Origin of the sequence: Streptomyces sp. NPDC053367 (assembly GCF_044545925.1) — a bacterium.
GTDB lineage: Bacteria > Actinomycetota > Actinomycetes > Streptomycetales > Streptomycetaceae > Streptomyces.
Window position 1 is genome coordinate 165,964 of the sequence record NZ_JBITYN010000005.1, and the last position, 19,333, is coordinate 185,296.

The 19,333-nt window shown below is 72.2% G+C and carries 23 protein-coding genes; 12 read left to right on the forward strand and 11 right to left on the reverse strand.

Translation table 11 applies throughout. The features are described 5' to 3' along the window. Positions 1-10 precede the first annotated feature (10 nt). The 4 genes from sodN (at position 11) to ACIGXJ_RS16155 (ending at position 2,217) form a co-directional block, all read left to right on the forward strand. Positions 11-406 (forward strand): superoxide dismutase, Ni, encoded by a 396-nt coding sequence (gene sodN, locus ACIGXJ_RS16140; RefSeq protein ID WP_020942188.1) that lies wholly within the window; start codon positions 11-13, stop codon positions 404-406. A gap of 192 nt (positions 407-598) precedes the next feature. Then, positions 599-1,009 carry a helix-turn-helix transcriptional regulator gene (locus ACIGXJ_RS16145; protein ID WP_399645164.1) on the forward strand — a complete coding sequence of 137 codons (411 nt, stop codon included), beginning with the start codon at positions 599-601 and terminating at the stop codon, positions 1,007-1,009. 10 nt (positions 1,010-1,019) lie between these two features. Then, positions 1,020-1,436: a VOC family protein gene (locus ACIGXJ_RS16150; RefSeq protein WP_399645166.1), complete on the forward strand. Its 417-nt coding sequence runs from the start codon at positions 1,020-1,022 to the stop codon at positions 1,434-1,436. Between the two features lie 43 nt (positions 1,437-1,479). After that, a complete protein-coding gene (locus ACIGXJ_RS16155) occupies positions 1,480-2,217 on the forward strand; it encodes a VOC family protein (protein ID WP_399645168.1) in 738 nt (245 codons plus the stop codon). A 19-nt stretch (positions 2,218-2,236) separates the two neighbouring features. On the opposite strand, the gene ACIGXJ_RS16160 is transcribed toward ACIGXJ_RS16155, so the two are convergent. The 7 genes from ACIGXJ_RS16160 to ACIGXJ_RS16190 all read right to left on the reverse strand — a co-directional run bounded on the left by ACIGXJ_RS16160 (position 2,237) and on the right by ACIGXJ_RS16190 (position 7,650). Next, the gene (locus ACIGXJ_RS16160; RefSeq protein WP_399645170.1) at positions 2,237-2,449 is read right to left on the reverse strand and encodes a hypothetical protein; all 213 of its coding nucleotides are present in this window, start codon (positions 2,447-2,449) and stop codon (positions 2,237-2,239) included. Continuing rightward, positions 2,446-2,778: a DUF952 domain-containing protein gene (locus ACIGXJ_RS16165; protein WP_399645172.1), complete on the reverse strand. Its 333-nt coding sequence runs from the start codon at positions 2,776-2,778 to the stop codon at positions 2,446-2,448. Before ACIGXJ_RS16165 ends, ACIGXJ_RS16160 begins: the two co-directional genes overlap by 4 nt. 192 nt (positions 2,779-2,970) lie before the next feature. After that, positions 2,971-3,201, reverse strand: coding sequence for a hypothetical protein (locus tag ACIGXJ_RS16170; RefSeq protein WP_399645174.1), 231 nt, complete (start codon positions 3,199-3,201; stop codon positions 2,971-2,973). Between the two features lie 26 nt (positions 3,202-3,227). Further along, positions 3,228-3,812, reverse strand: a complete 585-nt coding sequence (locus ACIGXJ_RS16175; RefSeq protein WP_399645176.1) for a dihydrofolate reductase family protein — start codon at positions 3,810-3,812, stop codon at positions 3,228-3,230. A gap of 86 nt (positions 3,813-3,898) precedes the next feature. After that, positions 3,899-4,507: a GNAT family N-acetyltransferase gene (locus tag ACIGXJ_RS16180; RefSeq protein ID WP_399645178.1), complete on the reverse strand. Its 609-nt coding sequence runs from the start codon at positions 4,505-4,507 to the stop codon at positions 3,899-3,901. Positions 4,508-4,796: 289 nt separating this feature from the next. Then, positions 4,797-6,146 carry a family 2 encapsulin nanocompartment cargo protein polyprenyl transferase gene (locus tag ACIGXJ_RS16185; RefSeq protein ID WP_399645968.1) on the reverse strand — a complete coding sequence of 450 codons (1,350 nt, stop codon included), beginning with the start codon at positions 6,144-6,146 and terminating at the stop codon, positions 4,797-4,799. 97 nt (positions 6,147-6,243) lie between these two features. Then, entirely contained in the window at positions 6,244-7,650 is a 1,407-nt protein-coding gene (locus ACIGXJ_RS16190; RefSeq protein ID WP_399645180.1) for a family 2B encapsulin nanocompartment shell protein, read from the reverse strand. 195 nt (positions 7,651-7,845) lie between these two features. Here ACIGXJ_RS16190 and ACIGXJ_RS16195 point away from each other — a divergent pair, with 195 nt between their 5' ends. Beyond that, the gene (locus tag ACIGXJ_RS16195; protein ID WP_399645182.1) at positions 7,846-8,745 is read left to right on the forward strand and encodes a 1-aminocyclopropane-1-carboxylate deaminase/D-cysteine desulfhydrase; all 900 of its coding nucleotides are present in this window, start codon (positions 7,846-7,848) and stop codon (positions 8,743-8,745) included. A 21-nt stretch (positions 8,746-8,766) separates the two neighbouring features. Here the strand turns inward: ACIGXJ_RS16195 and ACIGXJ_RS16200 are convergent, their stop codons facing one another. Beyond that, entirely contained in the window at positions 8,767-10,362 is a 1,596-nt protein-coding gene (locus ACIGXJ_RS16200) for a Na+/H+ antiporter (protein ID WP_399645184.1), read from the reverse strand. Between the two features lie 57 nt (positions 10,363-10,419). On the opposite strand from ACIGXJ_RS16200, the gene ACIGXJ_RS16205 reads away from it, so the two are divergent. The 3 genes from ACIGXJ_RS16205 to ACIGXJ_RS16215 all read left to right on the forward strand — a co-directional run bounded on the left by ACIGXJ_RS16205 (position 10,420) and on the right by ACIGXJ_RS16215 (position 12,638). Then, positions 10,420-10,680 carry a UBP-type zinc finger domain-containing protein gene (locus ACIGXJ_RS16205; protein WP_399645186.1) on the forward strand — a complete coding sequence of 87 codons (261 nt, stop codon included), beginning with the start codon at positions 10,420-10,422 and terminating at the stop codon, positions 10,678-10,680. Positions 10,681-10,950: 270 nt separating this feature from the next. Continuing rightward, the gene (locus ACIGXJ_RS16210) at positions 10,951-11,364 is read left to right on the forward strand and encodes an anti-sigma factor (protein ID WP_006136266.1); all 414 of its coding nucleotides are present in this window, start codon (positions 10,951-10,953) and stop codon (positions 11,362-11,364) included. A gap of 17 nt (positions 11,365-11,381) precedes the next feature. Then, entirely contained in the window at positions 11,382-12,638 is a 1,257-nt protein-coding gene (locus ACIGXJ_RS16215) for an RNA polymerase sigma factor SigF (protein ID WP_399645970.1), read from the forward strand. 39 nt (positions 12,639-12,677) lie between these two features. Here ACIGXJ_RS16215 and ACIGXJ_RS16220 read toward each other — a convergent pair whose 3' ends face one another. Continuing rightward, a complete protein-coding gene (locus tag ACIGXJ_RS16220) occupies positions 12,678-13,115 on the reverse strand; it encodes a hypothetical protein (RefSeq protein ID WP_399645188.1) in 438 nt (145 codons plus the stop codon). Positions 13,116-13,310: 195 nt separating this feature from the next. Here ACIGXJ_RS16220 and ACIGXJ_RS16225 point away from each other — a divergent pair, with 195 nt between their 5' ends. Next, positions 13,311-14,279, forward strand: a complete 969-nt coding sequence (locus ACIGXJ_RS16225; protein WP_399645972.1) for a diacylglycerol/lipid kinase family protein — start codon at positions 13,311-13,313, stop codon at positions 14,277-14,279. Positions 14,280-14,598: 319 nt separating this feature from the next. Further along, positions 14,599-14,856, forward strand: coding sequence for a WhiB family transcriptional regulator (locus tag ACIGXJ_RS16230; RefSeq protein ID WP_003992873.1), 258 nt, complete (start codon positions 14,599-14,601; stop codon positions 14,854-14,856). 179 nt (positions 14,857-15,035) lie between these two features. Here ACIGXJ_RS16230 and ACIGXJ_RS16235 read toward each other — a convergent pair whose 3' ends face one another. Together ACIGXJ_RS16235 and ACIGXJ_RS16240 are read right to left on the reverse strand one after the other, a co-directional pair. Further along, positions 15,036-16,511 carry a PAS domain-containing sensor histidine kinase gene (locus tag ACIGXJ_RS16235; RefSeq protein ID WP_399645190.1) on the reverse strand — a complete coding sequence of 492 codons (1,476 nt, stop codon included), beginning with the start codon at positions 16,509-16,511 and terminating at the stop codon, positions 15,036-15,038. Between the two features lie 334 nt (positions 16,512-16,845). After that, a complete protein-coding gene (locus ACIGXJ_RS16240) occupies positions 16,846-17,466 on the reverse strand; it encodes a TetR/AcrR family transcriptional regulator (RefSeq protein WP_399645192.1) in 621 nt (206 codons plus the stop codon). A 104-nt stretch (positions 17,467-17,570) separates the two neighbouring features. Between ACIGXJ_RS16240 and ACIGXJ_RS16245 the strand changes: the two genes are divergently transcribed. Together ACIGXJ_RS16245 and nagB are read left to right on the forward strand one after the other, a co-directional pair. Next, the gene (locus tag ACIGXJ_RS16245; protein WP_399645194.1) at positions 17,571-18,323 is read left to right on the forward strand and encodes an SDR family oxidoreductase; all 753 of its coding nucleotides are present in this window, start codon (positions 17,571-17,573) and stop codon (positions 18,321-18,323) included. Between the two features lie 168 nt (positions 18,324-18,491). After that, on the forward strand, positions 18,492-19,277 hold the full coding sequence (gene nagB / locus ACIGXJ_RS16250) for a glucosamine-6-phosphate deaminase (RefSeq protein ID WP_399645196.1): 786 nt from the start codon (positions 18,492-18,494) through the stop codon (positions 19,275-19,277). The last annotated feature ends 56 nt before the right edge of the window (positions 19,278-19,333 follow it).

A 19,333-nucleotide genomic window follows, 5' to 3' on the forward strand; every position in this document is an offset into this window, starting at 1 on the left:
GGAACGCTCCATGCTTTCCCGCCTGTTTGCCCCCACGGTCAAGGTCAGCGCGCACTGCGACCTGCCCTGCGGTGTGTACGACCCGGCCCAGGCCCGCATCGAGGCGGAGTCGGTGAAGGCCGTCCAGGAGAAGATGGCCGGCAACGACGACCCGCACTTCCAGGCGCGTGCCACGGTCATCAAGGAGCAGCGTGCCGAGCTCGCCAAGCACCACGTCTCGGTGCTCTGGAGCGACTACTTCAAGCCCCCGCACTTCGAGAAGTACCCGGAGCTGCACCAGCTGGTCAACGACACCCTGAAGGCCCTGTCGGCCGCCAAGGCGTCCACCGACCCGGCGACCGGCCAGAAGGCCCTGGACTACATCGCCCAGATCGACAAGATCTTCTGGGAGACCAAGAAGGCCTGACGAGGGCGACCCCCTCCCGACCGGCGGTCGGTGCACCACCGCGGGTCGATCGCACGGGCGCAGGGGCCCGGCCGAGGCATCGGTCGGGCCCCTGCGTCGTTTCGCGCGCACACCCCGGCCCATCGCGGAGGCCCGCACCCGCTGGGACGCCGAGCACGCCGGGGAGCCGCCCGAGCGTGCCATGCTGAGGGCGTGAACAGGGACGACCTGGTCCGGCTGCGGAAGGCGCGGGACCGCATGGACCGCGAGTACGCCGAGCCGCTGGACGTCGGGGCGCTCGCGGCGACCGCGCTGATGTCGCCCGGCCACTTCCAGCGCAGCTTCCGCGAGGCGTACGGCGAGACACCGTACGGGTACCTGATGACGCGCCGGGTCGAGCGGGCCAAGGTGCTGCTGCGGCGGGGCGACCTGAGCGTGACCGAGGTGTGCATGGCGGTGGGCTGCACCTCGCTGGGCTCCTTCAGCGCCCGCTTCACACAGCTGGTCGGCGAGACCCCGAGCGCGTACCGGGCGCGCTCGCACGAGGACAGCGCGGTGATCCCGCCGTGCTTCGCCCGCAAGTACACCCGCCCACGCCGTGCGTCACAGGGCGGGCCGCCCTAGCGTGAGGGGCATGGACCTCAGACTCAGGCAGTGTTTCATCTCCGTCGACGACCACGACAAGGCACTGATCTTCTACCGGGACGTCCTCGGTCTCGTGGTCAGGAACGACGTCGAGTACGAGGGCATGCGCTGGCTGACGCTCAGCTCACCGGCACAGCCGGACGTGGAGATCGTCCTGGAGCCCCCGGCCGCCGACCCCGACGCCTCCCCCGCCGACAAGGAGGCGATGGCCAACCTGCTGGCCAAGGGCCTGTTGCGGGGGGTCAACTTCACCACCGCCGACTGCGACGCCCTGTTCGAGCGGGTGCGCGAGGCGGGCGCGGACGTGATCCAGGAGCCCATGGACATGCCGTACGGCGTGCGCGACTGCGCGTTCCGTGACCCGGCGGGCAACATGCTGCGCTTCATGGAACGGCCCGCGGACTGAAATTGCCGGGGTGCGGGGGGACTTCGCGCCTACGATCACCGGCATGAGCATCCGCTGGACGTACGCCTTCGCCGACCGGCCCGCCGCGCGCTTCGAGGAGGCGTGCGCGTTCTGGACCGCGGTGACGGGCACCCGGCTGTCCGGACTGCGGGGCGGGAGCGGGGAGTTCACCACGCTGCTGCCGGAGGGCGCCGACCCGTGTGTGAAGGTGCAGGGCGTCGCCGACGGCCCGGGCGGCGCTCATCCGGACTTCGCCGTCGACGACGTCACCGGGTTCGTCGTCCGGGCCCGCGGGCTGGGCGCCGAACCGGTCGCCGACCACGGCGACTGGGCCGTACTGCGCTCCCCCGCCGGGCAGTTGTTCTGCGCGGTGCCCTGGCAGGGCGAGGCGGTCCGGCCGCCCGTGGCGCACGGCAGCCGCCTCGACCAGCTCGCCCTGGACGTCCCGCCCTCCGCGTACGAGGGCGAAGTCGCTTTCTGGAGCGGTTTGTTGGCCGACTGGCAGTCGCTGCCCGGCTCGCGGCCGGAGTTCCATGTGCTCAAGCCGCCGCACGGGCTGCCCGTACGGCTGCTGCTGCAGCGCCTGGGCACCGAGCGGCCCGCCTCCGCCCACCTCGACCTCGCCTGCGCGGACATCGACGCGACCCGCGCGCGGCACGAGCGGCTCGGCGCGGAGCTCGTGGCCCGCGGCGGCCACTGGACGGTGATGCGCGACCCGGCCGGCGGCACGTACTGCCTGACCGGCCGCGACCCGGAGACGGGCGCGCTGCCGGGGCGCTAGGAGCTGTCGCGGTCCGGCACTAGCCGCCGAGGGTGGCGTAGGCGCAGACCAGGTACTCGGCCTCCTGCGTGGGGCAGGTGTAGTCGCCCGGCACGGCCGCCGGGGTGCGGTACTCCTCCCAGCGGGCGTCCGGCGGCGGCTGCGCCGAGTCCTGGAGCCACAGGGTGAGCCCGCCCGCGACGACGACCAGGACCGCCCAGCACAGCACGGCCCGCCGCCAGGGCCGGCTCATCCCCAGGGTTCCACGTCGACCACGGCGTCCACCGGGACGGGCCCGTACACGTGCGGGAACTCCTCGGCGCCGGGCTCGGGTGCCTCGTACTTCAGCGGCGAGCGCAGCCGGGCCGGGTCGATCACCAGGACGACCAGCTCGTCGGGGCCGTCGTAGGAGCCGTAGAGGAAGGCGGCGACGCGCGGGAGCTGCTCACGGGTCGAGCAGTGGACGAAGCCCTCCTCCCGCAGCGTGCGGCCGCGTGTGGACATCTCGTAGGTGCCGCGCTCGCGGGCCGCGTCCCACAGCGAGCGCTCGGTGAGGTGAAGGATGAACGGCTGTTCGGGCATACGCCCACGCTAGCCGTTCAGCCGTGGCACCCGCTGCCGCGGACAGGGCAGCTCGGGCAGACCGGCGGTCTTCGCAGCCGCCGGCCCGCGGCCGCCGGCCCGCGGGCGCCGGCCCGCGGGCGCCGGCCCGCGGGCGCCGCGCGCGGCCCGCCGGCCGCCCGCCCGCTCCTGCGGATGCGCGCGTACGGCGGTTCAGGAATTCTCCGGGGCCGGCTGCCCGGTCCGCGGCTCGGGTTCCTGCACGGGGTCGGTGCCGGGTCCGTGCGGACGCTCGGCGCCTTCCGCGTGGTACGCCGCGCACTCCGGGTTCCGGCAGGGACCGGGCTCCCACTTGGGAACCCACGCGCCCAGCGTCTTGTGGCGCCGGACGACCGTTTCGACGGGCTGTCCGCAGACGGGACAGACCGGATCTGCGCTGTCCATGCCTTCAGGGTAGGGCGGGCGGGGGCTCAGCGCTTCCTGCTGTACGTCCGCACCAGCGCCCCGCTGCCGAAGGTGCGCACCGAGTCGAGCGTGAAGTGCGTGAGGGACACCCCGGTGGCGAACATCGGCATGCCGCTGCCGTAGACGAGCGGGTACGTCTTGATGATCAGCTCGTCGATCTCGTCGAGCAGTCCACCCGCGACCGTCGCACCGCCGCACAGGTAGATGTCGAACTCGCTGTCCTCCGCCTTGAGTTCCCGGACCTTCGCGACGATGTCACCGGAGACGATCTCGACGTTCGGGTCGGGCGACTCCGCCAGGCTGCGCGAGGCGACGTACTCGCGCAGATGGCCGTATGGGCTGGTCAGGCCCTGTTTGAGGCCGACGTCGTAGCTGCCGCGGCCCTGGATGACCGTGTCGAACCGCTCGAGGGGCCGGTCGGCCACGCCCAGGGCCTCGCGGGCCGGGGTGGGCAGGGTGTCGGGGCGCTCGGCGGCGAGGTAGCCGATGAACTCCTCGTCGAGGAGGGCCGTCATCGCCGATGCGTCGCCGGACGGGTCTCCGATGAAGCCGTCGATGGAGCAGGCGATGAGGTAGGTGAGCTTGCGCAAGCGGGTCTCTTCTCGTCGGTTGCCGCAGTGGTGCGTACCCGACCGCTCCAGTTGTAGTACTTCACTTGGAGTGGTTCAACGGGTTTTCACGCACGGGTTCTTCGCGGCTCCCGCCACATGGGCCACATCCGGGGCCCGTCGGGCAGCGTCAGCGGGTCTCCGAGAACCTCGAAGCCCAGGCGCTCGTACAACGCGCGGCTGCGGGCGTTGCTCGCCTCCAGATAGGCGGGCCGCCCGTCGCGGTCGCAGCGTTCCAGGACGTGCTCGACCAGGGCCGTGCCCAGCCCGCGCCCCTGCTGGGCCGGGTCCACGCCGATCATCCAGAGGTAGGCGTGGGCGCGGCCCGAAGGGTGCACGCCCGCGGTCAGCCGCCCGATGAGCTCGACGCGTTCGTTCTCCGGGTCGACGGCCTCCCGCAGTTGCGCGAACCCGTCCTCTTCGCCGTCCTCCTCATGAGCCCCCGCCGGCACGGACAGCCACAGCGCACACGCCGCGCCGTCCTCGGTGAGGTCGATCCACCCGTCGGCGAGCACGATGTCGGTGAAGGCCCCCATCAGCCGGTGGTGCGTCGCCCGCCGATAGGCCTCACCGGGAAACACCCAGCCGCTGACCGGGTCGTCCTGGAACGCCCGGTCCAGCAGCTCCACGACCGCCTCCCGGTCGCCCTCCCCAGCCACCCGTATGCCCACACCCATGCCGCGACACCTCTCAACCGACCATGATCGTACGGAGGTTGAGCCTAGCGGCGGGGGTGTGCGACGACCACGGCCGAGCCGGGCGGCGGGCGATCGGGGCCGAGCGGGCAGGGTCCCAGGGCGTGTCCGGCAATTCCCGTCGTCCGCCCGAAGGGCGGGCGCCGCGGCGTCCGGCGCGTGTGATCGCAAGGCGGCGGAGCGCCCTGGTGGCGGAGCCACGTGGGCGGTTCGGCAACGCGGCGAGCGCGCGCCAGGCGTCGCGGCGCAGGCGGGAATGGTCAGACAGGCCCTAGCTCGTGCGGCGGGTGACGAACTCGGCGAGGGACAGGAGGCCACCCGCCGTCTCCGGGTCGGGGACGGCGCGGGCCAGCTCGGACATGGCCCGGGACATGTGGTCGGCCGCCTGGGCCTGGGCCCAGTCACGTCCGCCGGCCCGCTCCACCGCGAGGGCGGTGCGCTCCAGGTCCCCCTCGGCGTAAGGGAGTTCGTAGAGCGCCGCCAGCTCGGCCGCGGCCGTCGTACCGGAGGTCAGCGCGGCGACGACCGGCAGCGACTTCTTGCGTACGGCGAGGTCCGCGCCGGCCGGCTTGCCGGTGTGCCCCGGGTCGCCCCAGATGCCGATGACGTCGTCGATGAGCTGGAAGGCGAGCCCCGCCTCCCGGCCGAACGCGTCCAGCGCCTCGACGTCCTCCTCGGCGGCCCCCGCGTACAGCGCGCCCACCGCGCACGCGCAGCCCAGCAGCGCCCCCGTCTTGGCCTCCGCCATGGCGAGCACCTCGCCGAGGCCGACCTCGGCGGGGGCGCGCCGCTCCATGGCCGTGTCCACCTGCTGGCCCTCGCGCAGCTCGACGACGCACGCCGCGAGCCGGGCGAGGGCCCTCGCGGACGCGGGGTGCGGGTCCTGGGCGAGCAGCCGCAGGGCGAGGGCCTGCATGGCGTCCCCCGCGAGGATCGCGTCGGCGCTGCCGAACACGGTCCAGGCGGTGGGCCGGTGCCGCCGGGTGGTGTCGTGGTCCATCACGTCGTCGTGCAGCAGCGTGAAGTTGTGGACGAGCTCCACGGCCGCCGCCGCCCGCACGGCCGCGGCCCGCGCCGCGGGCCCGCCGAGCGCCGCGGCCGCGGTCAGCACCAGCGCCGGGCGGATCGCCTTGCCGGAGTCGCCCGCGGCCGGCGTACCGTCCGCGTGCTCCCAGCCGAAGTGGTAGAGCGCGACCCGGCGCATCGCTCCGGGCAGCGAGCCGAGGGCGGAACGCAGAGCCGGATCGACCGCCTGCCGGACCTCCTCGAGAATCGCCGCGGCCTCCTGCCCGTCAGCCGGGCCGGATCCGGACGCGTCAGCCGGGCCGGATCCGGACGCGTCAGCCGGCTCGGGCTCATGCCTGCCGGCCGGGCCGGGCTCCTGCCCGTCAGCGGACCCGGACTCAGGACCGTCAGCCGGCCCGGGCCCATACCCGTCAGCCGGCTCCGAGGGGAGGGAGCCCTCCTCGGTGCCCCGCCGGGCGCCGCTGCCGCCGCCGTCGACGCCGTCCGCGCCGAGTGGAGCGGCCCCGCCGTCACCGCCCGTCGCCTGGCTGCCGATGGCCCCCCGGGCCTGACCGCCCCGCCGGGCGCCGCCGATCCGCTGTCCGGAATCCGTCATGAACTCGGGCACGCGGGCCCCCTGCCGGAGACCGGGCGGGTACGCGGGTGCGCCCGCCCCGAGAGGCGGACGCACGGTGCCGACGGACCGGGAAGGGTCACCGCCAGCGGCCGATCTCGACGTTCTCCAGCACGCCGAGGGCGTCGGGCACCAGGACCGCGGCGGAGTAGTAGGCCGTCACCAGGTACTTGATGACCGCCTGTTCGTTGATGCCCATGAACCGCACCGACAGGCTCGGCTCGATCTCGTCCGGGATGCCGGACTGGCGCAGGCCGATCACGCCCTGGTCCTGCTCACCGGTACGCATGGCGATGATCGAGGTGGTGCGGGCCTCGGTGACCGGGATCTTGTTGCAGGGGTAGATCGGCACACCGCGCCAGGTGGGGATGCGGTTGCCGCCGATGTCGATCGTCTCCGGCACCAGCCCCCGCTTGTTGAGCTCGCGCCCGAACGCGGCGATCGCGCGCGGGTGGGCGAGGAACAGCTTGGTCCCGCGGCGCCTGCTGAGCAGCTCGTCCATGTCGTCGGGGCTGGGCACGCCGTCGTGCGGCTGGATCCGCTGGTCGTACTCGCAGTTGTGCAGCAGACCGAACTCGCGGTTGTTGACCAGCTCGTGCTCCTGGCGCTCCTTCAACGCCTCGACGGTGAGCCGCAGCTGCTGCTCGGTCTGGTTCATCGGCTGGTTGTAGAGGTCGGCCACGCGCGAGTGGATGCGCAGCACGGTCTGGGCGATGCTCAGCTCGTACTCGCGCGGCCTGGCCTCGTAGTCGACGAACGTGTGCGGGATGTCGGGTTCCCCGGAGTGGCCCGCGGCGAGGTCGACGGCCTTCTCGCCGTACTTGTTGGTGCGCTGCGGCGGGATGCTGCGCTGCTCCTGGAGGTGCTCGCGCAGGGTGTCCGCGCGCTCGGCGATCTGCTCGACGTCCTGGCGGGACAGGATCAGCACGGTGCACGAGGTGACCGCGCGGACGGTGTTCTCCCAGATCGCGTCCGCGTCCAGCAGCGCGGCCTCGCCGAAGTAGGCGCCGTCGGCGAGGACACCGATCACCGCGTCGTCACCGTAGGGGCCCTCGCCGACCTTCTCGGCGCGGCCGTGCGCCAGCAGGTACACCTCGTCGGTCGGGCTGCCGAAGGAGGCGATGACCTCACCGGGCGCGTACTCGCGCTGCCGGCACCGCTGGGCCAGCTCCGCGAGGACCTCGTCGTCCTCGTACGACCGCAGGGCGGGCAGTTCGCACAGTTCGGCCGGGATGACCTCCACCCGGTCGCCGGTCTTCACGAAGGTGACCCGGCCGTCCCCGACGGCGTAGGTGAGCCGCCGGTTGACGCGGTACGTGCCGCCCTGCACCTCCACCCACGGCAGGGTGCGCAGCAGCCAGCGGGAGCTGATCTCCTGCATCTGCGGAACGGACTTGGTGGTGGTGGCCAGGTTCCGCGCAGCCGCGGTGCCGAGACTCTGCTGCGGCTTGTCCTGCTCCGTGCGGACCTCTTCGCCTACCGACATAAGGAACTGCCCTCCCGGTCCTGCCCGACAGCGATCTGCGTGGGCACCGATCTCACGGGAAAGCCTTCCATCACGCACCGTATCGGTGCCATTACACGAAAGAGCGGGAATGGATCACGGCGGCTCTGGGCAGATACAGGGATCCCGTTTTCCGCGCGCCCAGAAGGACGCGGCCGGGTGTTCGACAATGGGTGCGTGACCAGCCTCGACGCCGCGCTCCGGCCCCGCCTGCCCTCGCCGCTGCAGGAGGTCGCGGACGACCGGTTCGCCCGTCACGGCGTACGGCTGCTGCTCAAGCGCGACGACCTGATCCACCCGGAGCTGATCGGAAACAAGTGGCGCAAGCTGGCGCCCAACCTGGAGGCGGCGGCCGGCCGCCCCCTGGTCACCTTCGGCGGCGCCTACTCCAACCACCTGCGGGCCACGGCCGCCGCGGGGCGCCTGCTGGGCGTGCCCACGGTCGGCGTGGTCCGCGGCGACGAACTGGCCGACCGCCCCCTGAACCCCTCGCTCGCCCGCTGCGCCGCCGACGGCATGCGCCTGCACTTCGTCGACCGGTCGACGTACCGCCGCAAGACCGAGCCGGAGACGCTGGCGGCGATCCTGCGCGCGGCGGGCGCCGAGGACGCGCGGGTCGTCCCCGAGGGCGGCAGCAACGCGGCCGCGGTGCGCGGCTGCACGGCACTCGGCGAGGAGCTGCGCGGCCACGCGGACGTCGTGGCCGTCGCCTGCGGCACCGGCGGCACCCTGGCCGGCCTGGCGGCGGGCCTGGACCCCGGGCAGCGGGCCGTCGGGGTCCCGGTGCTGAAGGGCGGCTTCCTGGCGCAGGACATACGCACCCTTCAGCAGCGGACGTTCGGCGGGCCGCGCGGCGACTGGTCCCTCGACGACCGCTTCCACTGCGGCGGCTACGCCCGTACGACCCCCGCGCTGCACGCGTTCGCCGACGACTTCGAGGACCGGCACGGGCTGCCCGTGGAGCGCCTGTACGTCGCCAAGCTGCTCCACGGGCTGCTGACGCTGACCGAGGAGGGGGTCTTCGCGCGCGGCACGGCCGTCGCGGCGGTCGTCACCGGAGCGCCCTTCACCGTGTGAGCCGGTGCCCCGCCGGGCCGGCTACGCCGTCTCGCGGTAGGCCGCCGCCTCCTCCAGGTCCAGGCGGCGCAGCAGGGTGCGGAGCATCTCGTCGTCGATGTAGCGCATGTCACGGAGCTTGACGAAGACCTCGCGCTCGGCGCCGATCATCTCGCGGGAGAGCCGGCGGTAGGTGTCGTCGGTGGTCTCGCCGGTGATCGGGTTGGGCTGGCCGAGGCGTTCCCAGACGGAGTTGCGGCGGCGCTCCAGTACGGTGCGCAGCCGGTCGGCGAGCGGCCCCGGCAGGGCGTTGCGCTCGTCGGAGAGCAGTTCGTCGAGGCGCTGCTCGGCGGCGCGGGAGGCCTGCGCCTGGGCGTTGGCCTCGGCGAGGGTCTCGGCCTGCTGGTCGCGGCCGGGCAGCTTCAGCACGTGGATCAGCGCGGGCAGGCTCAGGCCCTGGACGACGAGGGTGCCGATGACGGTCGTGAAGGTGAGGAAGAGGATCAGGTTGCGGCCGGGGAAGGGCGCGTCGCCCTCCATGGTGACCGGGATGGAGAAGGCGATGGCCAGCGAGACCACGCCCCGCATGCCGGCCCAGGAGATGACGAACGCGCCCTTCCAGGTGGGGTTGTCCTCGCGTTTGCGGATCCGCGCGGACAGCATCCGGGGCAGGAAGGTCGCCGGGTACACCCAGACGAACCGGGTCACCACCACGACGAGGAACAGCACCACCGCGTACCAGGCCGCGTCGACACCCTCGTACTCCCCGAGTCCCCGCAGGACGACCGGGAGCTGCAGGCCGATCAGCGCGAACACCGACGACTCCAGGACGAAGGCGACCATCTTCCACACCGCCTCCTCCTGGAGGCGGGTGGCGAAGTCGACCTCCCACGCGCGGTGTCCGAGGTAGAGCGCGACGACCACGACGGCGAGGACGCCGGAGGCGTGGACCTGCTCGGCGACGCCGTAGGCGACGAACGGGATGAGCAGCGACAGGGTGTTCTGCAGCAGCGCCTCCTTCAGATGGGTGCGCAGCCAGTGGATCGGCACCATCAGCAGCAGGCCGATGCCGATGCCGCCGATCGCCGCGAGCAGGAACTCGCCGATGCCGCCGGCCCAGCTCGCGCCCTCGCCGACGGCGGCCGCGACGGCCACCCGGTAGGCGGTGATCGCGGTGGCGTCGTTCACCAGCGACTCGCCCTGGAGGATGGTCGTGATCCGGGACGGCAGGCCCACCCGGCGGGCGATCGCGGTGGCCGCGACGGCGTCAGGCGGCGCGACGACCGCGCCCAGCACCAGCGCCGCGGTCAGCGGCAGGTCGGGGACGAGCAGGTACGCCGCCCAGCCGACCGCGAAGGTCGCGAAGAGCACGTAGCCGACCGACAGCAGGGCGACGGGCCGCAGTTGGGCGCGCAGATCGAGGTAGGAGCTGTCGACGGCGGCGGTGTACAGCAGCGGCGGCAGCACCAGCGGCAGTACCACATGCGGGTCGAGGTGGTAGTCGGGGACTCCCGGGGCGTACGACAGCGCAAGTCCGGCGGCCACCAGCAGCAGCGGCGCCGGCACGGGAGTGCGCCGCGCGGCGCCCGCGACCGCGGCGCTCCCCGCAACCAGCAACAACAGCGGCATCACGTCCATGTCTCGCCCACCCTTTTTCCGCGCGGTCATGCGCACGCCCGTCGTAACCTGGCAATCATGAAACAGTGCACGCACGTGGACGAGCTGCCGCACCCCCTGCCGGCCCCTCTGACGGAGACCTGTCAGGAGTGCGAAGCGGCCGGCACGCACCCCGTGCAGCTGCGACTGTGCCTCACCTGCGGTCATGTCGGCTGCTGCGACTCCTCGCAGGGGCGGCACGCCACCAGTCATTACAAGGAGTCGGGACATCCCGTCATGCGCACTTTCGAGCCGGGGGAGGACTGGCGCTGGTGCTTCGTGGACCACGTACTCGTGTGACCACGGACGCTTCTCGTGTGACCCTGGACGGGGACGGTTCGACTCTCTGACGTCTGGGTACGTCAACCCGGCGCGCGCTCTTCCCATTTGGGCCCGCAGAACCCCTAGACACGGAGCGTGTCCGCAGGTTTACTGTGAGTGACGCCAGGGGGTTGGGGTCCCGGGGACAGTACGGTCGAGAGCGCGATAGCGTCACCGCTGTACCACACATCGCGTTACCCCGGGGGGCGACCCCGGCTCCGAACAGCTTGTACCACCTTGGAGGTGAGGGTGTCCCAGATCGCAGGCGAGCCCGCTACCCAGGACTTCGTGGAAGTCCGGCTGCCGGCTGCGGGTGCCTACCTGTCGGTGCTGCGGACGGCCACGGCCGGTCTCGCGGCCCGTTTGGACTTCACCCTCGACGAGATCGAGGACCTGCGCATCGCGGTCGACGAGGCCTGCGCGATCCTGCTCCAGCAGGCCGTGCCCGGCTCCGTCCTCAGCTGCGTCTTCCGGCTCGTCGACGACTCACTCGAGGTCACCGTCTCGGCGCCGACCACGGACGGCCACGCCCCCTCGCGGGACACCTTCGCCTGGACCGTCCTGTCCGCCCTCGCGGGCAAGGTCTCCTCAGCGGTGGACGAGGACAGGACCGTTTCGATCAGCCTCTACAAACAGCGCGGCGCGGGACCCGGGCCGGCGTGAAGAACGGGGACGGGCCGGTGCGGGACGAAGAGCGCGGCACACAGGAGCTGCGGGCCGAGGACGGGGGCAGCCCCTTCTCGTCCGGGGCCGGGAACCCCGGCCGGGCCGGTCAGGCCGGCCGGTCCACTCCGGGCGGTTCGCGGCGCACGGCTGACGGCATCGACGGCATCCCCGAGCAGGCCCGGCCGCATCCGGAGGACTCCCCGGAGACCGCCGTCCCGCGCGCGGGACGGCAGGGCGGGGACGGCACCACGGCGGCCCAGGGGGCCGGCGGCGCCGGTGCCCGGGCGGCCGGCGCCGGCGAGGGCGCGCCTCCGGCAGGGCACGACGGGGTCCGCCCGGTCCGAGAGGCCAAGGCTCGGGGAAGGGCGACGGGCGGGACGATGAGCGAGCACGAGCGATATTCCGAGGACGACGCGCCGGGCGGCGCAGCGGTCACCCCGGTTGCCCCGGTTGCCCCGGCCACCACCGGCACGGCGGCCACGGCGGGCACCGGCACGGGCCGCGCGCACCATGACCCGCAGGACCGCAGCGGGGCCCGCGCGCTGTTCCTGGAGCTGCGCACGCTCGAGGACGGCAGCCCCGAGTACGCGGAGCTGCGCAACCGGCTCGTCCGGATGCATCTGCCGCTGGTCGAGCACCTCGCGCGCCGCTTCCGCAACCGTGGCGAGCCGCTCGACGACCTCACGCAGGTCGCCACCATCGGCCTGATCAAGTCGGTCGACCGGTTCGACCCGGACCGCGGCGTGGAGTTCTCGACGTACGCCACCCCGACGGTCGTCGGTGAGATCAAGCGGCACTTCCGCGACAAGGGCTGGGCGGTCCGCGTGCCGCGCAGGCTGCAGGAGCTGCGGCTGTCGCTGACGACGGCCACGGCCGAGCTGTCCCAGCTGCACGGCCGCTCCCCCACGGTGCACGAGCTCGCCGAGAAGCTGGCGATCTCGGAGGAGGAGGTCCTGGAGGGCCTGGAGTCGGCGAACGCCTACTCCACGCTGTCGCTGGACGTCCCCGACACCGACGACGAGTCCCCGGCGGTCGCCGACACGCTCGGCGCGGAGGACGAGGCGCTGGAGGGCGTCGAGTACCGCGAGTCCCTCAAGCCGCTGCTGGAGGATCTGCCGCCGCGCGAGAAGCGGATCCTGCTGCTGCGCTTCTTCGGCAACATGACCCAGTCGCAGATCGCGCAGGAGGTCGGCATCTCCCAGATGCACGTCTCGCGCCTGCTGGCCCGCACCCTGGCCCAGCTGCGGGAGAAGCTCCTCGTGGAGGAGTGAGCGAGGTCCGTCGGGGGCTGCGCGGCGGCCCCCTTCCCGCTACTCGGCGCGGCCCGGGCCGCGGATGCCCAGCGCCTCGGTCGTCTCGGCGTTCACGAGGAGCACCAGCGCCGTCACCGCGACGGCCGCGAGCGCCATGCCGGCCGGGATGGCCGGGCCGTCGGACGTCAGCAGGTTGTAGGCGACCGGCAGCGCGATGACCTGCGTGATGATCGCGGGTCCCCGGCTCCAGCCGCGCCGCCCGAGCAGACCGCGCGCGGCGAGCAGCGGCAGCAGCGCCAGCACGACCAGGGTGATCCCGCCGGTGACGGCCTGCTGCCGGTCGTCGGGGCCGCCGGTCAGCCCGAGGACGAGGATCCAGACGCCCCCGACCACCAGCGCGAACCCCTCCAGCGAGGCGAGTACGGCGGCGTACGTCAGCCGACGGGGGCGGGGTCCGGTGACATCCGGGGTGCTGGGGCTCTGCTCACTGCTCACACCAGAAGGGTAGCCGCAGGGCTTCGGGGCGGAGCGGCAAGGCGGGGCAGGCCCGGAGGGCCGGCAGAGCGGGCCGCCTCACCCGGTCCGGGGCTGTGCGGGGCGGGCGCTCGTGTCGATGTTCACGCCCGTTTGTCTGATCTGATCCCCGCCTCGGTCTGGGATCGGTACCGCCCAGTAGGTAATGTGCAACGCATGCGTGCACTTCTCGTGGTCAATCCGGCGGCAACCACCACAAGCGCACGTACGCGCGATGTCCTGATCCACGCGCTCGCCAGCGAGATGAAGCTGGAGGCGGTGACCACCGAGTACCGCGGGCACGCGCGCGACCTGGGCCGGCAGGCGGCGGAGAGCGACGACATCGACCTGGTCGTGGCGCTCGGCGGCGACGGCACCGTCAACGAGGTGGTCAATGGACTGCTGCACGCCGGGCCCGACCCGGAGCACCTGCCCGGCCTCGCGGTGGTGCCCGGCGGCTCCACCAATGTCTTCGCGCGGGCGCTCGGCCTGCCGAACGACGCCGTGGAGGCGACCGGAGCCCTCCTCGACGCCCTGCGGGAAGGCAGCGAGCGCACCGTCGGCCTGGGTCTGACCTCCGGCACGCCCGGCACGGACGACGAGGCCGTCCCGGCGCGCTGGTTCACCTTCAACGCCGGACTCGGCTTCGACGCGGGCGTGGTCGGGCGGGTCGAACAGCATCGCGAGCGCGGCAAGAAGTCGACGCACGCGCTGTACGTACGGCAGGCCCTGCGCCAGTTCCTGGGCGAGCCGCACCGCAGACACGGCACGATCACGCTGGAGGCGCCGGGTCAGGACCCGGTGACCGAGCTGGTGCTGTCCATAGTCTGCAACACCGCCCCGTGGACCTATCTGGGCAATCGTCCGGTGTACGCGTCGCCTAAGGCGTCGTTCGATACCGGCCTCGACGTGCTCGGCCTCAGCCGGCTCTCCACGGCCTCGGTTGCCCGGTATGCGACCCAGTTGCTCACTTCGTCCCCCGAGCGCGGACCTCAGGGAAAACACGCCGTCTCGCTGCACGATCTGAGTGAGTTCACCTTGCATTCGAAGGTCCCTCTGCCCCTTCAGATGGACGGTGACCACCTGGGGCTGCGCACCAGCGTGACGTTCACAGGCGTACGCCGTGCACTGCGTGTGATTGTGTGAGCAGAAAGGGCTGAAGTCCTTTCACTCGAACGTTTAGGCCAGGATCCACCCCATGGAAGTACGGCTGTGACCTAGTCGACACCGAGGAATCAAAAAAAACTTTCCGGAAGGGGTTGTATCCGCCGCTGAGGTTTGCGAGTCTCTACGTGGCGATCGGGACAGCCCGCAACACCGGCTAGCACAGATCACCGGAACCCCTCACCAACCAAGGACCACGCCAGGGAACCTGGCGGTCGGCCCTTCACTTGTTGAGGGATTCGTGAAAGCGTTCACATTCACAAGCAACCCTGCACAGTCATACCAAGGAGAGGTAGCAGCCATGGACTGGCGTCACAACGCCGTTTGCCGCGAGGAAGACCCCGAGCTCTTCTTCCCCATCGGCAACACCGGTCCTGCGCTGCTGCAGATCGAGGAAGCCAAGGCCGTCTGCCGTCGCTGCCCGGTGATCGAGCAGTGTCTGCAGTGGGCGCTCGAGTCCGGCCAGGACTCCGGCGTCTGGGGTGGTCTCAGCGAGGACGAGCGCCGCGCCATGAAGCGCCGCGCCGCCCGCAACCGGGCCCGTCAGGCCTCCGCCTGACATACCCACCCCTGCTGACAGCCTGAGGTCGGCGGCGCGTACAGCGAGTACGCAACTCCCGCCCCCCGAGCACGCAGCGCGCAGTACCCCGATGCGCTAAACAGCAGCAACGAGCACGAGCCTCGGACCACTGGATGGTCCGGGGCTCTTTGCTGTGCCCGGTCCCGCGCCGGCCCGGGCTACTTCTGCGCCCGCACCGGGATGTCCAGGATCACCTGGCACCCCCGCTCCGGCGCCGGCACCATGTCGAAGCTGCCGCCCAACTCGCCTTCCACCAGAGTCCGTACGATCTGCAGCCCCAGGTTCCCGGCGGTGCGCGCGTCGAAGCCGGGCGGGAGACCGACACCGTCGTCCTGCACGGTGACGAGGAGACGGGCCTCCTTGGTCGTGCCGCCGCGGACCGCCGAGACCTCGACCGTGCCGGTGTCGCCCTCGCGGAATCCGTGTTCCAGTGCGTTCTGCAGCACTTCGGTGAGGACCATCGACAGCGGGGTGGCGACCTCGGCGTCCAGGATGCCGAAGCGGCCGGTGCGGCGGCCGGTGACCTTGCCGGGCGAGATCTCTGCGACCATGGCGAGCACCCGGTCGGCGATCTCGTCGAACTCGACGCGCTCGTCCAGGTTCTGGGACAGCGTCTCGTGCACGATCGCGATCGAGCCGACCCGGCGCACGGCCTCTTCGAGGGCCGCGCGGCCGCGCTCGGACTCGATGCGGCGGGCCTGGAGGCGCAGCAGCGCGGCGACCGTCTGGAGGTTGTTCTTCACCCGGTGGTGGATCTCCCGGATGGTCGCGTCCTTGGTGATCAACTCGCGCTCGCGGCGGCGCAGTTCGGTGACGTCCCGGAGCAGCACGAGTGAGCCGATGCGGGTGCCCTTGGGCTTGAGCGGGATGGCCCGGAACTGGATGACGCCGTCGGCCGACTCGATCTCGAACTCGCGCGGGGCCCAGCCGCTGGCGACCTTGGCGAGCGCCTCGTCGACCGGGCCGCGGGTGGGGGCGAGCTCGGCGGTGGTCTGGCCGAGGTCCTGGCCGACCAGGTCGGCGGCGAGGCCGAGCCGGTGGTACGCGGACAGGGCGTTCGGGGAGGCGTACTGGACGATGCCTTCGGCGTCGAGCCGGATCAGGCCGTCGCCCACGCGGGGCGAGGCGTCCATGTCGACCTGCTGGTTGGGGAAGGGGAAGGAGCCGGCCGCGATCATCTGCGCGAGGTCGGAGGCCGACTGGAGGTAGGTGAGCTCCAGTCGGCTCGGGGTGCGCACGGTGAGCAGGTTGGTGTTGCGCGCGATGACGCCGAGGACCCGTCCGTCCCGTCGTACGGGGATCGACTCGACCCTGACCGGGACCTCCTCGCGCCACTCCGGGTCGCCCTCGCGCACGATCCGGCCCTCGTCGAGGGCGGCGTCCAGCATCGGGCGGCGCCCGCGCGGGACGAGGTGGCCGACCATGTCGTCCTGGTAGGAGGTGGGGCCGGTGTTGGGCCGCATCTGGGCGACGGAGACATAGCGGGTGCCGTCGCGGGTGGGGACCCACAGGACCAGGTCGGCGAAGGACAGGTCGGAGAGCAGCTGCCACTCCGAGACCAGCAGATGGAGCCACTCGAGGTCGGAGTCGTCGAGGGCGGTGTGCTGGCGGACCAGTTCGTTCATGGAGGGCACGTCTGCGAGCGTACCTGGGGGTTTGTACGGCGCTGAAATGTGCGGCTCCCGCCCCCTGGGACACCCGCGGGCCGCGGCGCCTGAGAGGGACCCTCAACCCTCCCGGCACCGCAGCCCGGAGCAGCAACGGCCGGGGGGTGTGCGGTCCCGTCGGCCGAAGGTGAGGAGCCGGGGGCAGTCAGGGCAGAGAGCCGCCGGTTCCTCGTTCCGTCCTCCTGTGCGGGGAAGACGGAGGCTTTGTGTTCGGTTCCTGTAGGCATTGTGGACTAGACCATTCGGTGTGTCCATGCGCAGGAACGTGTTTTGTTGTCGGCGGCAGCCTAACCCGCCCGGGTCAGGTACGGGGCCAGATGGACATGGCAATTTCGGCGAGCGCCTCCAGTTCCTCCCGGCTCGCGCCGTCGCGCGCCTGTTGGGACATGCCCTGGAACACCGCGCCGGTGTAGCGGGCGAGGGTGGCGGCGTCGGTGCCGGCGGGCAGCTCCCCCGCGGCGATGTCGGCCCTTATGCGGTCCTCGATGGCGGCGATGTTGGCGTTGCGCCGGTCCCGCAGGGACTGCTCGACCTCGGGGGTGGTGCAGTTGATCGCCGCGTGGATGACGAGGCAGCCGTGCGGGCGGCCGGGGGCGGTGAACTCGACGGCGGCCTCGCGCAGGACCCGCTCGACGCCGGCCCGGGCGGTGGGCTCCTCGGCGAGGGCCCGCTCGGGGAAGGCGCCGAAGCTCCTGCCGTACTCCTGCACGACCTCGGCGAACAGGGCCCGCTTGTCCCCGAAGGCCGCGTAGAGGCTGGGTGCGCCGATACCCATGGTGCGGGTGAGGTCGGAGACGGACGTGGCCTCGTAGCCGTGCTCCCAGAAGGCCATGATCGCCTTCTCCAGGGCCGTCTCACGGTCGAAGGAGCGAGGGCGCCCGCGGGGCCGGGGCGCCGGGGCGGACCCGGGGTTGCTCACCATGGGGTGGATTTTATAGCGCGAGCTAGAGAAATGTCGCTGCCGTGCTGTACGGTTTTTCTGTAGCGACCGTTAGATTAATCGGGCTCACGAAAGGGGGCGCGCTCATGGGCGTGCTCGCGGGCAGGACCGCACTCGTCACGGGGGCGAGCAGGGGGATCGGACGGGGCGTCGCCGAGCGCCTGGCACGCGACGGGGCACGGGTCGCCGTGCACTACGGCAGCAACGAGACGGCGGCCGAGGAGACGGTCGCCGCGATCGAGGAGGCCGGCGGCTCGGCCTTCGCGATCGGCGCCGAGCTGGGCCGGCCCGGGGACGCGGCGGCGCTGTGGCAGGAGTTCGACCGGCACGCGGACGGGCTGGACATCCTGGTGAACAACGCCGGGATCGGCACGGCGCGCCCCTTCGAGGAGGTCGACGAGGCGGAGTTCGACCGCCTCTTCGCGGTCAATGTGCGGGCGCCGCACTTCCTCGTCCAGCAGGGCCTGACCCGGCTGCGGGACGGCGGGCGGATCGTGAACATATCCTCCGGCCTGTCCCGGACGGCCCTGATGCCGCAGGTGATGGCCTACGCCATGACCAAGGGCGCGCTCGACGTCTTCACCCGGGACCTCGCGAAGGTGCTGGGCCCCCGCGGCATCACCGTGAACTCCGTCGCACCCGGCATCGTCGACACCGACGTCAACGCCGGCTGGCTGCGCGCGAGCGACGAGGCGCGGCAGGGCGCCGCCGCGTTCTCGGCGCTGGGCCGGGTCGGCACGCCCGCGGACATCGCCGACGCGGTGGCCTTCCTCGTCTCGGACGACGGCCGCTGGGTGACGGGGCACTGGCTGGACGCCACGGGAGGCTCGATGCCGTGACGCGAGGCGGCCCGGAACCGGGGGGCGACGGCCCGGATCGGCGTCGGCACGCGCGCCGGTGACCCAGGGCTTTTCATGGAGAGGGAAGGCCCCGCTCTGTTAGATTGGTCTAAACCACATGCCCCTCCGGGTGCCTTCGAGTCCCCTCTCCAGAACGGCAGGCCCAGCGTGGAAGTTGTCATCGTTCCGGATGCCGAGGCCGGCGGCGAACTCATAGCCGAGGCCATGGCGCAGCTGCTGCGCCGCAAGCCCGACGCCCTGCTGGGCGTGGCGACCGGCTCGACCCCGCTGCCCATCTACCAGGCGCTCACCGCGAAGGTCCGCTCCGGCGCCGTGGACGCCTCCCGGGCGAGGATCGCCCAGCTCGACGAGTACGTCGGGCTGCCCGCCGACCACCCCGAGTCCTACCGCTCGGTGCTGCGCCGCGAGGTGCTGGAGCCGCTGGGCGTCCCCATGGACGCCTTCATGGGCCCGGACGGCACGGCGTCGGACGTCCAGGCGGCCTGCGAGGCGTACGACCGCGCGCTCGCCGAGGCCGGCGGGGTCGACCTCCAGCTGCTCGGGATCGGCACGGACGGGCACATCGGCTTCAACGAGCCGTGCTCCTCGCTGGCCTCGCGGACCCGGATCAAGACGCTGACCGAGCAGACGCGGGTGGACAACGCGCGCTTCTTCGACGGGGACATCGAGCAGGTGCCGCACCACGTGATCACGCAGGGGATCGGCACGATCCTGGAGGCCCGGCACCTCGTCCTGCTGGCCACCGGGGAGGGCAAGGCCGATGCCGTCGCGGCGACCGTGGAGGGGCCTGTCGCCGCGGTGTGCCCGGCTTCCGCGCTGCAGTTGCATCCGCATGCCACGGTGGTCGTCGACGAGGCCGCCGCTGCCAAGCTGAAGCTGGCGGACTACTTCCGGCACACGTTCGCCGACAAGCCGGAGTGGCAGGGGATCTAGCCGTCTCGTCCGCCGGGTTCGGGGCACACGAAGGCGCCGGTCTCCTTGGAGACCGG

Coding starts and splice junctions, on each gene's coding strand:
- sodN (WP_020942188.1), top strand. CDS start 11: ATGCTTTCCCGCCTGTTTGCCCCCACGGTCAAGGTCAGCGCGCACTGC.
- ACIGXJ_RS16150 (WP_399645166.1), top strand. CDS start 1,020: ATGGACCTCAGACTCAGGCAGTGTTTCATCTCCGTCGACGACCACGAC.
- ACIGXJ_RS16155 (WP_399645168.1), top strand. CDS start 1,480: ATGAGCATCCGCTGGACGTACGCCTTCGCCGACCGGCCCGCCGCGCGC.
- ACIGXJ_RS16160 (WP_399645170.1), bottom strand. CDS start 2,449: ATGAGCCGGCCCTGGCGGCGGGCCGTGCTGTGCTGGGCGGTCCTGGTC.
- ACIGXJ_RS16165 (WP_399645172.1), bottom strand. CDS start 2,778: ATGCCCGAACAGCCGTTCATCCTTCACCTCACCGAGCGCTCGCTGTGG.
- ACIGXJ_RS16170 (WP_399645174.1), bottom strand. CDS start 3,201: ATGGACAGCGCAGATCCGGTCTGTCCCGTCTGCGGACAGCCCGTCGAA.
- ACIGXJ_RS16180 (WP_399645178.1), bottom strand. CDS start 4,507: ATGGGTGTGGGCATACGGGTGGCTGGGGAGGGCGACCGGGAGGCGGTC.
- ACIGXJ_RS16185 (WP_399645968.1), bottom strand. CDS start 6,146: ATGACGGATTCCGGACAGCGGATCGGCGGCGCCCGGCGGGGCGGTCAG.
- ACIGXJ_RS16190 (WP_399645180.1), bottom strand. CDS start 7,650: ATGTCGGTAGGCGAAGAGGTCCGCACGGAGCAGGACAAGCCGCAGCAG.
- ACIGXJ_RS16200 (WP_399645184.1), bottom strand. CDS start 10,362: ATGGACGTGATGCCGCTGTTGTTGCTGGTTGCGGGGAGCGCCGCGGTC.
- ACIGXJ_RS16205 (WP_399645186.1), top strand. CDS start 10,420: ATGAAACAGTGCACGCACGTGGACGAGCTGCCGCACCCCCTGCCGGCC.
- ACIGXJ_RS16225 (WP_399645972.1), top strand. CDS start 13,311: ATGCGTGCACTTCTCGTGGTCAATCCGGCGGCAACCACCACAAGCGCA.
- ACIGXJ_RS16230 (WP_003992873.1), top strand. CDS start 14,599: ATGGACTGGCGTCACAACGCCGTTTGCCGCGAGGAAGACCCCGAGCTC.
- ACIGXJ_RS16240 (WP_399645192.1), bottom strand. CDS start 17,466: ATGGTGAGCAACCCCGGGTCCGCCCCGGCGCCCCGGCCCCGCGGGCGC.
- ACIGXJ_RS16245 (WP_399645194.1), top strand. CDS start 17,571: ATGGGCGTGCTCGCGGGCAGGACCGCACTCGTCACGGGGGCGAGCAGG.